At 59.9% G+C, this 13,244-nt stretch carries 14 protein-coding genes; 11 read left to right on the top strand and 3 right to left on the bottom strand.

Annotated features, from left to right (window positions below; genetic code table 11):
• Nucleotides 1-214 precede the first annotated feature (214 nt).
• The 8 genes from alaS (at nucleotide 215) to ABD796_RS20465 (ending at nucleotide 8,063) form a co-directional block, all read left to right on the top strand.
• Complete coding sequence (gene alaS / locus ABD796_RS20500) at nucleotides 215-2,857, top strand: alanine--tRNA ligase (RefSeq protein ID WP_344911179.1); 2,643 nt, start codon at nucleotides 215-217, stop codon at nucleotides 2,855-2,857.
• A 145-nt stretch (nucleotides 2,858-3,002) separates the two neighbouring features.
• Nucleotides 3,003-3,263 (top strand): IreB family regulatory phosphoprotein, encoded by a 261-nt coding sequence (locus ABD796_RS20495; RefSeq protein WP_110841271.1) that lies wholly within the window; start codon nucleotides 3,003-3,005, stop codon nucleotides 3,261-3,263.
• A gap of 115 nt (nucleotides 3,264-3,378) precedes the next feature.
• A complete protein-coding gene (ruvX, locus tag ABD796_RS20490; RefSeq protein WP_344911171.1) occupies nucleotides 3,379-3,798 on the top strand; it encodes a Holliday junction resolvase RuvX in 420 nt (139 codons plus the stop codon).
• Nucleotides 3,799-3,806: 8 nt separating this feature from the next.
• On the top strand, nucleotides 3,807-4,127 hold the full coding sequence (locus ABD796_RS20485) for a DUF1292 domain-containing protein (RefSeq protein WP_344911168.1): 321 nt from the start codon (nucleotides 3,807-3,809) through the stop codon (nucleotides 4,125-4,127).
• Entirely contained in the window at nucleotides 4,124-4,441 is a 318-nt protein-coding gene (locus tag ABD796_RS20480; RefSeq protein ID WP_344911166.1) for a DUF1292 domain-containing protein, read from the top strand. Before ABD796_RS20485 ends, ABD796_RS20480 begins: the two co-directional genes overlap by 4 nt.
• A 163-nt stretch (nucleotides 4,442-4,604) precedes the next feature.
• Nucleotides 4,605-5,660, top strand: a complete 1,056-nt coding sequence (mltG, locus tag ABD796_RS20475; RefSeq protein ID WP_344911163.1) for an endolytic transglycosylase MltG — start codon at nucleotides 4,605-4,607, stop codon at nucleotides 5,658-5,660.
• Between the two features lie 7 nt (nucleotides 5,661-5,667).
• Nucleotides 5,668-6,666: a peptidase U32 family protein gene (locus tag ABD796_RS20470; RefSeq protein WP_344911160.1), complete on the top strand. Its 999-nt coding sequence runs from the start codon at nucleotides 5,668-5,670 to the stop codon at nucleotides 6,664-6,666.
• Between the two features lie 56 nt (nucleotides 6,667-6,722).
• Nucleotides 6,723-8,063: a peptidase U32 family protein gene (locus ABD796_RS20465; RefSeq protein ID WP_344911157.1), complete on the top strand. Its 1,341-nt coding sequence runs from the start codon at nucleotides 6,723-6,725 to the stop codon at nucleotides 8,061-8,063.
• A gap of 101 nt (nucleotides 8,064-8,164) precedes the next feature.
• Here the strand turns inward: ABD796_RS20465 and ABD796_RS20460 are convergent, their stop codons facing one another.
• Nucleotides 8,165-8,359 carry a hypothetical protein gene (locus tag ABD796_RS20460; protein ID WP_344911155.1) on the bottom strand — a complete coding sequence of 65 codons (195 nt, stop codon included), beginning with the start codon at nucleotides 8,357-8,359 and terminating at the stop codon, nucleotides 8,165-8,167.
• A 122-nt stretch (nucleotides 8,360-8,481) separates the two neighbouring features.
• Between ABD796_RS20460 and ABD796_RS20455 the strand changes: the two genes are divergently transcribed.
• From ABD796_RS20455 to ABD796_RS20445, 3 genes are all read left to right on the top strand, one after another.
• A complete protein-coding gene (locus ABD796_RS20455) occupies nucleotides 8,482-10,257 on the top strand; it encodes a peptidoglycan D,D-transpeptidase FtsI family protein (RefSeq protein ID WP_344911152.1) in 1,776 nt (591 codons plus the stop codon).
• 183 nt (nucleotides 10,258-10,440) lie between these two features.
• Nucleotides 10,441-11,238: a YheC/YheD family protein gene (locus ABD796_RS20450; protein WP_344911149.1), complete on the top strand. Its 798-nt coding sequence runs from the start codon at nucleotides 10,441-10,443 to the stop codon at nucleotides 11,236-11,238.
• 134 nt (nucleotides 11,239-11,372) lie between these two features.
• Nucleotides 11,373-11,552, top strand: a complete 180-nt coding sequence (locus ABD796_RS20445) for a hypothetical protein (RefSeq protein ID WP_344911147.1) — start codon at nucleotides 11,373-11,375, stop codon at nucleotides 11,550-11,552.
• A gap of 251 nt (nucleotides 11,553-11,803) precedes the next feature.
• Here the strand turns inward: ABD796_RS20445 and ABD796_RS20440 are convergent, their stop codons facing one another.
• Both ABD796_RS20440 and ABD796_RS20435 read right to left on the bottom strand, forming a co-directional pair.
• Nucleotides 11,804-12,586, bottom strand: a complete 783-nt coding sequence (locus ABD796_RS20440; protein WP_344911145.1) for an anti-sigma factor — start codon at nucleotides 12,584-12,586, stop codon at nucleotides 11,804-11,806.
• A gap of 2 nt (nucleotides 12,587-12,588) precedes the next feature.
• Complete coding sequence (locus tag ABD796_RS20435; RefSeq protein WP_344911141.1) at nucleotides 12,589-13,155, bottom strand: RNA polymerase sigma factor; 567 nt, start codon at nucleotides 13,153-13,155, stop codon at nucleotides 12,589-12,591.
• Nucleotides 13,156-13,244: the final 89 nt, after the last annotated feature.

The raw sequence follows: 13,244 nt of genomic DNA, 5'->3' as shown, positions 1-13,244 counted from the left end.
AGGCGATTGCGGGCTGAAGCCCGGAGGCAGGCCGATAAGAGCGGCATTCCCGTAGCGGATGCGGCGGGGCGGAGCGTTCCGGAGAACAAGCGCAATAACCAGGGTGGTACCGCGAGAGAAGACTCGTCCCTGATCATTTCAGGGGCGTTTTTTGTTTTTCGGCAGTTTGGCGTATAGATCGCACCCCATAACCCCAAATGACGGAGGAATAGTTATGAAAGCAAGTGAAATTCGCAGCAAATGGCTGGAGTTTTTCGCCGAAAAAGGACATAAAATCGAGCCGAGCGCCTCGCTCGTGCCCCATAACGACCCGTCGCTGCTCTGGATCAATGCCGGGATGGCGCCGCTGAAGCCGTATTTCGACGGACGGGTCGTGCCGGAAAACCCGCGTATCGCCAATTCGCAGAAGTGCATCCGCACCAACGACATCGAGAATGTCGGCAAGACGCGCCGCCATCATACGATGTTCGAGATGCTAGGCAATTTCTCGATCGGCGACTACTTTAAAGAAGAAACGATTACATGGGCGTGGGAATTTTTGACGAGTCCGAAGTGGATCGGCTTTGCGCCGGAACGGATGTCGGTCACCGTCTACGAGGAGGATGCGGAGGCGTACGAGCTGTGGCACCGCAAAATCGGCCTGCCCCAGGAGCGTATTTACAAGCTCGGGCGCGACGAGAACTTCTGGGATATCGGCGAAGGTCCCTGTGGTCCGTGTACGGAAATTTTTTACGACCGCGGCGACAAATACGGCGATCTGAGCGATCCCGAGTGCTGGCCCGGCGGAGAGAACGAGCGGTTTCTCGAGGTGTGGAACCTCGTTTTCTCGCAGTTCAACCATAACAAGGACGGCAGTTACACGCCGCTGCCGAACAAAAACATCGATACCGGCGCCGGTCTGGAGCGTTTCGCTTCGATTTTGCAGGATGTCGACTCCAATTTCGACACCGACCTGTTCCAGCCTATCATTCAAGCAACGAGCAAAATCGCCGGCGTTGCGTACCACTCGAATGCCGAACACGATGTGGCGCTGAAAGTGATCGCCGACCATATCCGTACGGTCGTCTTCTCCGTCGGCGACGGGGTGCTGCCGTCCAACGAAGGCCGCGGCTACATTATCCGCCGTCTGCTGCGCCGCGCCGTGCGCTATGGGAAGTCGCTCGGCATCGGCAAGCCGTTCATGTTCGAGCTGACCTCCGTCGTCGGCGATATTATGGGCTCGTACTACCCGGAAGTGGTCGAGAAGCGGGAGTTTATCGAGAAGGTGATCCGCACCGAGGAAGAACGGTTCCACGAAACGTTGTCCGACGGATTGGACATGCTGACGACGATTATCGCCGGGTTGAAGAAGGAAGGCCGCACCGTGATCGGCGGACAGGACGCGTTCCGTCTGTACGATACGTACGGGTTCCCGCTTGATCTCACCGACGACTTCGCTGCGGAGAGCGGTTTTACCGTCGACAGCGAAGGCTTCGAGCGGGAGATGGAAGCCCAGCGCAGCCGGGCCCGGTCGGCCCGTCAAGAGACGGACAGCATGAAGGTGCAGGGCGGTCCGTTCGCCGAATACACGGTTAAAACCGAATTTGTTGGATATACTGAGCTGGTAACAAGTGCTAAAATTGCCGCCATCGTGCACGGGGATTCGTTCGTCGATCTCGTCGGGGCCGGCGAGACGTGCCAGGTCGTATTGGACCGGACGCCGTTCTACGCCGAAAGCGGCGGTCAAGTAAGCGACCGCGGTACGCTCTCGAACGGCCAGGCTCAGGCCGCGGTCGAGGACGTATGGAAGGCGCCCCACGGGCAAACCGTGCAGACGGTCAAGGTGCTCCAGGGCACGCTGCGCAAAGGCGATACGGTGGAAGCCGCAGTCAACGGCGGCAAGCGCGGCGATATCGTCAAAAACCATACCGCCACGCACCTGCTGCACAAGGCGCTCAAGGAAACGCTCGGCGAGCACGTCAACCAGGCCGGATCGCTTGTAGAGCCCGACCGGCTGCGCTTCGACTTCTCCCACTTCGGCAGCATCAGCGCCGAAGAGCTGGCGGCGGTCGAGCAGCGGGTCAACGAGCAGATCTGGAAGCAGACCGGCGTAACGATACAGCAAAAACCGATCGCCGAGGCGAAAGCGATGGGCGCCATGGCGCTGTTCGGCGAGAAATACGGCGACGTCGTTCGCGTCGTGCAGGTCGGCGACTACAGCATCGAGCTTTGCGGCGGCTGTCATGTCGGCAATACGGCGGAGATCGGTTTATTCAAAATAGTGAGCGAAAGCGGCATCGGCTCGGGCGTACGCCGGATCGAGGCGGTAACCGGCCGCAGCGCGTACGAGTATTTGGACGGCCAGCTCCAGCTGCTGCGCGAAGCGGCGGCGCTGCTCAAGTCCAACGTACCGGATGTGCCGAAGCGGGTGGAGGGAGCGCTCGCCCAGATCCGGGAGCTGAACCGCGAGAACGAATCGCTGCGCGGCAAGCTCGGGGCGATCGAGGCGGGATCGCTGGTCGACAGCGCCAAGACGGTTGGCGGGGTCACCCTGCTGACGGCGAAAGTCGGCGCCGGCGATATGGATTCGCTGCGCAACATCGTCGACCAGATGAAGGCAAAGCTCGGCTCTGCGGTTATCGTGCTCGGTTCGGTCAGCGACGACAAGGTCAACCTGGTCGCTGCCGTCACGCCCGATCTGGTGCAGAAGGGCTTCCATGCCGGCAAGCTGGTGAAGGAAGCGGCGGCCCGCTGCGGAGGCGGCGGAGGCGGCCGGCCGGATATGGCGCAAGCCGGCGGCAAGGAGCCGGCCAAGCTGGGCGAGGCGCTGCAAGCGGTCGAATCGCTCGTAGCGGCCCAAGGCGCCAGCGCTCAATAAGCGAATTTGCGAGTAAAGTGTGAATTTTTCATCGGTTCGACAGGAATTTTGCGGAGAATGGCGAATAAATAGATGTATAGCGCATGCTAAATATTTACAATCGCAGGAAACCATGGCGTTTCAGCAATCGGGGGGTGTTCTGGTAATGAATCCGATGGACAAAACGATGAAATTCGACGTAAAAGCCGAAGGCGTGGAAACTTCGCCGAAGGAGGTCCTTCTGGCCGTGTATGACGCCTTGCAGGAGAAGGGCTACAATCCGATTAACCAAATCGTCGGCTATTTGTTATCCGGCGACCCTGCGTTCATACCCCGCCATAACAACGCGAGAAGCCTTATCCGCAAAAGGGAACGGGACGAACTGATCGAGGAATTGGTCCGGTTCTATCTGCAGCACCATAAATAACCGCCGGCCGGTGGAGTTATCCATCGGCTTCCCGTATTGCGCGCCCTTCCGGGCGCCTAGGCGGGCGAGACGATAAGGACCGGGGCGGAGCAGCACGGAAGGACACGACGAGACAATGGGCAGGATCATGGGTTTGGATTACGGCGATAAAACGATCGGCGTCGCCATCAGCGACGCGTTCGGCTGGACGGCGCAAGGCGTCGAGGTCGTCCGGCGGCGCAGGCCGGAGGACGATATGGCCCGGCTGCGCCAACTGGTTGGCGAGAACGAAGTCACGGACATCGTGCTGGGCTTGCCGAAGAACATGAACAACACGATCGGACCGCGCGGGGAGATGTGTTTGGCGTTTGCCGAGTCGCTCCGCGAAGCGCTGGAGCTGCCGGTCGTCATGTGGGACGAACGACTGTCCACCGCGGCCGCGCAGCGGACGCTGCTGGAGGCCGACGTGAGCCGCAAGAAGCGGAAGCAGGTTGTCGACAAGATGGCGGCGGCGATTATTTTGCAAAACTATCTGGATTCCAAATCGAACAGGTGAGGTGTGTTATGACCAAGGAAGAGCTTAACGCGGAAGAGCCGGAGATCATCTACATTCCTGACGAGGACGGCAACGAAGAGGAATTCGAAGTCATCATGAAATTCGAAGTCGAAAGCGGCCAGTTTGCCGGCAACCTGTATATGATGGTCGTTCCGGTCGAGACCGACGAGACGGACGAGGAAACCGACGAGGTATACGCGTTCCGTTACGAGGAAGACGGCGACGATCTTCAGCTGTATACGATCGAGAACGAAGAAGAATGGAATGAAGTGGAAGAAACGTTCAATACGCTCGTGGCCGAGTCGGAGCTGGGGGAAGAAGACAAGTGAGCGACCGTTCGGATTGGCACCGGGCCGAGTCGGCCCGGCGGCTGCGCGATGCATACGGGGACGAAATCGAGCTGTTCGACGAACAGGAGGAATCGGTCGTTCACCGGATATTGGCCGAATTTCGCCATGAGGGCGCTTTGTACGCCGTGCTCCAGTCGAAGCAGTTGAAGAAGGAAAAGGAAGTAGCCATCTTTAAAGTGACGGAGTCCGGCGACGGGGAACTGACGCTGGAAACGATCGAAGATGACGACGAATGGGAAACGGTCTCGGAGCTGTACGACGAGATGTCGTTTCCTATTCAAGACCGGCCTTGATCCGGGCGTCATCGCCCGGCAAGACGGTTCAACAAATGGCGCGACCACGGGCGGCTGACGGTACCGCTCTTTTTTTCGTATACCGGTCCGTACTCCGCTCCAGGATCGGCGCCTGACGGCTTAGTGTCTGTGACAACAATCAGAGATAATGGGAGAGAGTCCGTTGAAACGAATCGCCTGGATTACGCTCTGGTGCGTGCTGCTCGTACTGGTGTTGGCCGGAATCGGCACGGCGATGTATGCCACGTATGCGATGAAACCGACCGAAGCGGACGGGAAAGAGGTGCGGTTCACCGTACCGTCCGGTTACGGATCGGGGCGAATCGCCAACATACTGGAGCAGAACGGCCTTATTCGCGATGCCCGCGTATTTCGCTATTATTTGATTTATAAAAAAGAAGGCGGCCGGTTTAAGGCGGGCGAGTACGCCATGACGCCCGGCATGGAGCTGGACGAGATTATCGACACATTGAATGCGGGCGGCACAACGAGGGAAGAGGGGCTCCGTTTTACGATACCGGAAGGAATGACCGTGCTGCAAATCGCAGACAAGCTGGAGGAGCTGCCGGGAGGCTTCGACCGGGAGGCGTTTCTCGCCTATGCGGAGAACAAGCAAGAGTTCGCGTCGGTCAAATGGGCGTCGGACATCCCCGACGATGCCCGGCTGCGGCACCGGCTGGAGGGCTACCTGTTCCCCGAAACGTATGAAATGAAACTGGAGAGCACCGCGCCGGATATCGTCAAACGGATGGTTGCGGAGCTGGACAAGAAGCTGGCCAGGCTGCCGGCCGATTGGCCGGACATGCTGAAGCAGAGAGGGCTGACGTTCCATCAGCTGTTGACCGTAGCTTCCTTGATCGAGCGCGAGGTCGTCCACGACGAGGAACGTCCGCTCGTCGCGAGCGTCATTTACAACCGGATGAAAATCGGCATGAAACTGCAAATCGACGCCACCATACAATACGTGCTGGACAAGCCGAAGGAAAAGCTGTACGAGAAAGACTTGCTGATCGACAGCCCGTACAATACGTACAAAATCTCCGGATTGCCGCCCGGGCCGATCGCTAGCCCAAGCCTGCAATCGATCGAGGCGGCGCTTTATCCTCAGGAGACGAACTATTTGTTTTATGTCACGAAAGGCGACGGATCGCAGAAGCATGCGTTCGCGGAAACGTACGACCAGCATTTGAAAAATAAAGCGGACAGCCAGAAGAGGTGACAACGCGATGAGCGATACGACAAATAAGCCGGACGCCGCCGTCGGCGGCTCTCCGCAGCCGGTCGAAGAGGGAAGGCTCCGCAAGCCGGAGCTGTTGATCGGCGCCGGTTCGGTCGAGGAGATCGGACGGCTGGCGGACGCCGGAGCCGACGCGTTCCATATTGGAGACGAGCGCTTCGGCATGCGCCTGTCCGGACATATTCCGCCCGAACGGATCGCGGATGTTATTCGACAGGCCCACAACCGGAAGACGAAAGCCTATGTGGTCTGTAACGGTATTCTGCACAACGAGGCGCTTCCGGCGCTGCCCGGCTATTTGAAGCTTGTGGCCGAAGCGGGAGCCGACGCGATTGTGTTCGGCGATCCCGCGGTGCTCATCGCAATGCGGCAGGCCGGCGTGCGGCTGCCGCTTCACTGGAACGCCGAGATGACCTCGACCAACTACGCGACGGCGAACTACTGGGTCGGCAAAGGAGCGAGCCGCGTCTATTTGGCGCGGGAGCTGAATATGGACGAGGTGACGGAAGCCAAACGGCACGTGCAGGCGGAAGTCCAGGTGCAGGTTCACGGCATGACGAACATTTACCACTCGAAACGGGGACTCTTGACGAACTACTGGGCCCACCAGAGAAAGTCCGCCGAGGGCGAGCGGCTCGATGCAGAGCGGGGGCTCTTTCTGATCGAGGAGGAGCGCAAGGAAGAGAAGCATCCGATCTTCGAGGATGCGAACGGGACGCATGTGATGAGCGCGGACGATATGTGCATGCTGGAAAGCTTGCATGAGCTGATGGAGGCCGGCATCGACAGCTTCCGCATCGAGGGGCTGCTGCAGACGCCGGCGTACAACGAGACGGTTGTCCGCTGTTACCGCCGCGTCATCGATGCATATGTCTCCGATCCCGCCGGGTACGAATTCGACGAGGAATGGCTGGAGCCGATCCGCGCGCTGCAAAACCCGGATCGCGAGCTGTCGTTCGGCTTTTACTATAAGGAACAGGTATATTGATAGACCGATTGCGTGCAAAAGCAAGCCGGCACGAACTAACGAAGAGGTGTTGAAAGTTGAGCAAGGTGCTGGAACGAAGCGTTCCGACGACGTTGAAGCCGGGGCAGAAGCCCGAGCTGCTCGCTCCCGGCGGCAGCCTGGAGAAGCTGAAATTCGCCATCCATTACGGCGCCGACGCCGTCTATATCGGCGGGCAAAAATACGGGCTGCGCTCCAATGCCGACAATTTCACGTTCGAGGAAATGCGCGAAGCCGTCGAATTTGCCGACCGGTATGGGGCGAAGGTGTTTGTCGCGGCGAACATTTACGCCCATAACGAAGATATCGCGGGCATCGAGGACTACTTGCGCGAGCTGCAACATGCCGGGATCGCGGCGATTATCGTGGCCGATCCGGTCATTATCGAGACGTGCCGGCGGGTGGCGCCCAAGCTGGAAATCCATCTGAGCACGCAGCAGTCGACGGTTAACTGGCAGGCGGTGCAGTTTTGGAAGGAAGACGGCGTTCACCGGGTCGTTCTCGGGCGGGAAGCGACGATGGAAGAGATCCATGAGATCAAGCGGAACGTCGAGATCGAGATCGAGACGTTCATCCATGGCGCGATGTGCAGCTCCTACTCGGGCCGCTGCGTATTGTCGAACCACTTCACCGATCGCGATTCGAACCGCGGGGGCTGCTGCCAGTCGTGCCGCTGGAAATACGAGCTGTTCGAGGACAGCGACGCCGAGATCGGCCAGCTGGTGTCAACGGAGCAAGCCGCAGCGGACAAGTCCGTCGCGCGGTACAAGGAAGGGATGACCGGAACGCCGCTGTTTCCCGGAGAAGATCCGTTTATGATGAGCGCCAAAGATTTGTGCATGATCGAGCATATTCCAGAGATGGTGCTGTCCGGCGTGGAAAGCTTTAAAATCGAGGGCCGGATGAAAAGCATTCATTATGTGGCGACGGTGGTCAACGCCTACCGGCAAGCGATCGATGCCTATTATGCCGATCCTGAAGGGTATGTGCTGAAGGAAGAGTGGCTGCAGGAAATTTACAAGGCCGCCAACCGGCCGCTGAATACCGGATTTTTCCTCGACGAACCGGATCACGAGGATCATATTTTCGGTCCCGAAGACAAGCGGATCGATTACGATTTTGCCGGGCTGGTCGTCGATTACGAGGAAGCGACGGGGATCGCGACGGTTCAGCAGCGCAACCATTTCAAACCGGGTCAGGACGTGGAGTTTTTCGGCCCGGGCGGCACGCTGTTCAAGCAACGCGTCGGCGAGTTGACCGACGAGGAGGGCAACGTGCTGGACGCCGCCCGCCACCCGCTGCAGCGAGTCCGATTCAAGGTCGAGCAGCCGGTGAAGCCGATGGATATGATGCGCAAGCAGGTCGGACGAAAAAAATAGACCGTTTCGCCGTTCCGGGCGAATGCAGAAAAGGGAAGAGAGACGTCGCCGTCCTCTTCCCTTATTTCATTCCGCTCAATTGGCCAGCAAAAGCCGCTTGATCAGTTTAATGTCGGAGTCATGCTCCTGCACTTGGCGGTACAGCTCGACGATGGGGACTGCAGCTCGCTGGCGCTTGCCGTCTGCTCGATGACGCTCATTTTGCGTTTGACGTATGCGATATCCTGCTGCGCCAGCGCAACCTTCGTTTCCAGCGTATCGAACCGGTTGTTCATTTCGCCTACTATAGTTTCCATATATTTACTAGTTCGTATAGACTGCATTCGACAGGAATTGCGGTTTTTCCCGTTTGTTCGCTGCGTCCTTTGTCGATACTGGTAGGTAAAGGGACGCGACAACGACGAAAAGGGATGACCCGATGAGACAGCGTAGAATCTGGTTCGGTCTGCTCGCCATGACGGCGGCGATCGCGGTATTGCTCGGCCGTCTGGCCTGGATTCAAGTGATTGACACAGCCAGCTTTTCCCGCCGCGAGGTGGATCTTGTGGCGAATTCGGTCGCCCAGCGGGAGCAGGGCATCGAGCTGGACAGCGGCAGAGGACAGTTTGTCGACCGCAACGGCAAGCCCATTACCGGAGAAACCGTGCGGGCGCTTGTCGTTTTCCCGGTGAGACAAGGGGAATTCGACACAGCCGGGGCGATGCGGCAGATCGCCTCCATTTTGCATGCCGACGAACGGGCATGGACCGATTTCTATAAGCAGGCGAAGGCGCCAGCCATGTGGAGCGAAGCGGCGACAGGGCTGCCCGTTCCACTGACCGCCAGCCAGGCGGCGAATATCGATAAGCTGGGCGTGCCCGGCGTGAAGACGATGGACACCGTCAGGCGCTATCCCGTCGATACGGCCGCAAAGCATGCTATCGGATTTATCGGGCAAAACCCGGAGCTGGTCGGAACGTTGTATCGCAAGCAGCTGTCGCGGGGCAGCCTGTCGCTGACGAGCCGGATCGGCGCTTCCGGGCTGGAGAAGACGATGGAGTCGTATTTGCAGGGCGTCGGCGGCACGTCGGTCAGCCTGTTCACCGACGGAGCCGGCCGGCCGCTGCCGGGGCTCGACGTGCGGCTCGTGCGGCCCGGCAACCCGTTTTACCCGCTGCGCATCGGGACGACGCTCGATCTGGATATTCAGGGGCAGGTCGAGCGCATTCTTGACAAGGCCGGCATCGCCTCCGGAGCGGCGGTCGTTCTCGATGCGGAGCAGGCCGACGTGTTGGCGATGGCGAGCCGCCCCGATTTCGATCCGTACCGCATCGCACCGGGAAGCGATGCCTGGGGCAACAAGGCGCTCAAAGCGATTCCGCCCGGCTCGATATTCAAAACGGTCGTTGCCGCCGCGGCACTGGAGCAAGGGGTCGTCAAACCCGGCGAAATGTTCGAATGCAACGGCTCGTTCGGCAAATACGGCTTCACCTGCTGGCTGCATGGCGGCCACGGCCACCTTACACTGGAGCAGGCGTACGCCCAATCCTGCAACGTCGTCTTCGCCAAAGTGATGCAGCGGCTGAGCGGGGCGCAGCTTCAGGCGGCGGCGTGCCAGCTCGGCTTAGACCGGCTCGTGGGCTGGTCGGAGGAGACAGGGCAAGCGGGATGGAGCCAGTTCGATGCGGAGGAGCGGGGGCAAGTGTTCCATGCGAGGACCCCTTCCGAAGACGAAGGTATACGCATCCAGACGGCGATCGGCCAGCGTGACGTGCTCGTCTCGCCGCTTCAGGCGGCCAATCTGGTCGTTACGCTGCTGCACGGCGGGGAGGTGCTGAGCCCCCGGATCGTCAAGGATGTGCGCTATGCGACGGGGGGCGTCGCGCGCGTATTTGCCGATCGCCGGCTGCCTGCGGAAGGAGCGCAAATCGCTCCGCGTACGGCCAATACACTGTTAAAGTGGATGCAGGAGGTCGTGAGCGAAGGGACGGGGCAATCGCTGCAGCGGTCTAAATGGCGCGTAGCCGGCAAGTCCGGCACGGCGCAAACGACAGTCGGCGGGCATGCGGCGGTTCACCAATGGTTTATCGGCTACGGGCCGGTCGAGCGGCCCCGGTATGCGGTGGCGGTCGTCGCCGAGAACGAGCCGGAGAACGGGGCCAATCGGGCGATCGCGGCCTTCCGCGACATTATGGATGTCTTGGCCGAACAGTGAGAAGCGGCTTATGCCCGGGGGCATATGAACAGGAAGATGTCCGTACCCCGGCATACGATATAGCGTTATCCGTACCGGTACTGCTGCAGCATGGCGCTTTCCGCGGAAGGATTTGGCCGCCGGACTGAGCTATGGCGACATCGAACGGAATGGCTGCTTCAGAAACTTGGAGGAGGGATATGAATGGAACAGATGCCTCAAGAGGAGGGAATGGAAGCGAAAATCGCGTCGGCCGAGCCGGCAACGGCCTCGGCCGCTGCCGCGGGACCGCCCGTAGCGCAAGAACCCGGACATACGGCGGATACGGAGGAGAAAGCGACCGTATCGCGCCAGGTGGCCAGCAAATGGGTAAAGACGTCGGTCCTCCGTCAGGACAGCCGGGTGGCGCCTTATATTCCCGAGACCCGCATTTTTTCTCCGGATAACCTGTCCGCCATGCTTGGCCATTACGGGAGAGTCGTTATCAAACCGGTGGTGGGCACAGGCGGACAAGGCGTTATTATGATCATAAAATCGGGTTCTTCCTACGTGATGCGCCACCGCCGCAAAGTGCGTCGCTTCGGCAGCTTCGGCGGCCTGCTCGCGGCGGTCCGCTCGCTGCGGCGCAAGCGCACGTATTTGATCCAGCGGGGAATTCAACTGGCGACAATCCGCGGAAGACCGATCGATTACCGGGTCAAGATGGTGAAGGAGAAAGGCAACTGGGTAACCCGCTCCATGGTCGGGCGGCTGGCCAATCCGGGCATGTTCGTCACGAACCTGTGCCGGGGAGGCACGATGATGTCGTCCGCCCAAGGGATTCGCCGTTCGTTGTCCAGTAAGGTCGTTCGGCGCAAGAAGAACGAAATGCGTAATGTGACCCGGATCAGCATCCCTCTGCTGGAGCGGCATTTTCCCGGCATCGGGCAGTTGGGCTTCGACTACGGCTTCGATCGTTCCGGGAAGATGTGGATCTTCGAAGTCAATACGCGACCGCATTGATGGCTTCCGACAGGAGGCTGCCTGCGAATAAGGACGCTTTCGACGACTGCTTGCAAAGGGTCTCGACGGCATCCTTCTATGCGCTGTGATTGTTCGTCGCCAACCGCTCGCCCGATGCGACGGTTGACGTTGCATTGGAGGGTCTCGCGGCCTCGCCCCGGCCGGAGTCGGCCGTCGTGCTAGCCGCGGACGATTACCGGTCGCCGATGAGGGAGGTCGAGCCCCGGTTCGAGGGCGGCAAGCTGCTGCCGCCGCCGCTGGCCGTCGCGAGATTGCGCTACCGTCTCGGCTTTGACCGGGAAGCGAACGGGTGACGATCTGATTCGATGAAAAAGAAAGAAGCTCAAGCCGGATTCGGGCTTGGGCTTCTTTGGCGATCTTTGGCGACACGGTACGTCCGGACTTGAGCGGTTCGGGACTAACCCGACCGGAAGGCGATTGAAAGACTGAACCGATTAACCGCTGCGATTTGTCCGGCTGTGCTATATTCCTCTTGCTCCGGCTTCGCACCACCAAACGCTTGCGAAACCTTGCGAAACGCTTCGCGCTGCCTGGCTCCGCTTGTTCAGACGGAGCCGAATATTTTGTCCCCTCGCGGGCGGTCGCCCTTGTCGTCGGGTTCTAACGTGATGCCGATGGCGTCGAAGGTCAGCGTGTCCGACTGAATCGGCATCGCCAGCACGCCGACGCCTTTGTCATCGCCGTTGACCCGGAATGTGCCCGCACTGCGCCGCACGCCGTTTTCGATCAGCCATACCTGATAAGCCTGGTCGCCGACCGTGGCGGCCGCACCGTATACATAGACGACAAATTGCTTGCTCCTGCCGTTGTCGACCACGCAGGCGATGCCGTACGCCCGTGCTTGCGCCGCCGACTGGGATTGGAGCGAGACGACCTGCTTGACCTGCGAGGCGGGCACGGACAACGCCTGCTCGATCGGGATCGGCGCGCGGCTGTGGTCGCGGTACAGCGACACGTTCCATGCAGTGCCGACGGCCAGCGCGGCGAGCAGGAGAGCGCCGGCGGTCGCAGGCAGCCACCGTCTTGTCCGGGCAGGCGCGGTTCTGCCCGGCTTGCTGTCATTTGGCGTTTGGGCAACGCCTTCCGGCAGGTCCGCATCGGCAGCCAGCGCCGCATTCATTACCTGCTGCTTCAAATCGCGCGGCGGTTCGATCAGTTCCATATCGGCGTATAGCGCCTCCCATATGAGCTGCAGCTCTTCGTTTTCGGCTCGGCAGGCGTCGCATCCGGGCAGATGACGTTCGAAAGCAAGCCGCTCTTCCTTTGTGCACGAGCCGGACAGCACGTCCAGACGCAAGTCGCATGCGGATGCCGGATTGTTTTTCATCGTCATCCCTCCCCTTCCGTAAGCAGATGTCTGCGCAATATTTTTAACGTTTGATGGAGTCTGTTTTTTACGGTGCCGATTGGCTCCTTGTAATGGTCGGCCAGCTCCGTCAAGCTGTACCCTTGCCAGTAAAAATGCTCCAGCAGCTCGATTTGCCGCTGGGACAAATAGCGGTAGGCGCTGCGGATCTGCTCTTTCAACGACTGCTGCTCGGCCTGCGCCTCCGGCGACGCCCCCCTGTCGGGAATGCGCTCCAGCTCCTCGGGCAAGTAGGGGAGCAGCCCCTCGGCATGCCGCTGCCGCTTGCGCAGCAAGTCGGTGGTCATATTCCGGGTAATCGTAATCAGCCAGCTCGTGAACCGGCCCTTGTCGGGGCTGTAGTCCGATTCGGTCGTCCATAGACGGACGAATACGGATTGAACGATATCCCTGGCCGCCTGCTCGTCCCTCAGCGCCTTCCAGGCGAAGGAGAAGACGAGTGACGCGTACCGGTCGTACAAAACGGACAACGCCTCCTGCCGCTTGCGCTTGACGAGCAGCATCAATTCGTAATCGGAGAAAGTATGCATGGAATATGGCCTCCAGGGTATAACCCGATCTTATCATACTGGAAAGGCGGCGATATGGCGAGCCGGGAGCGGCAATGAGCAGGGAAACC

The organism is Paenibacillus hodogayensis (genome assembly GCF_039536325.1).
Taxonomy (GTDB): Bacteria; Bacillota; Bacilli; order Paenibacillales; family NBRC-103111; genus Paenibacillus_AB; species Paenibacillus_AB hodogayensis.
This window is presented reverse-complemented; position numbering and strand designations above follow the sequence as displayed.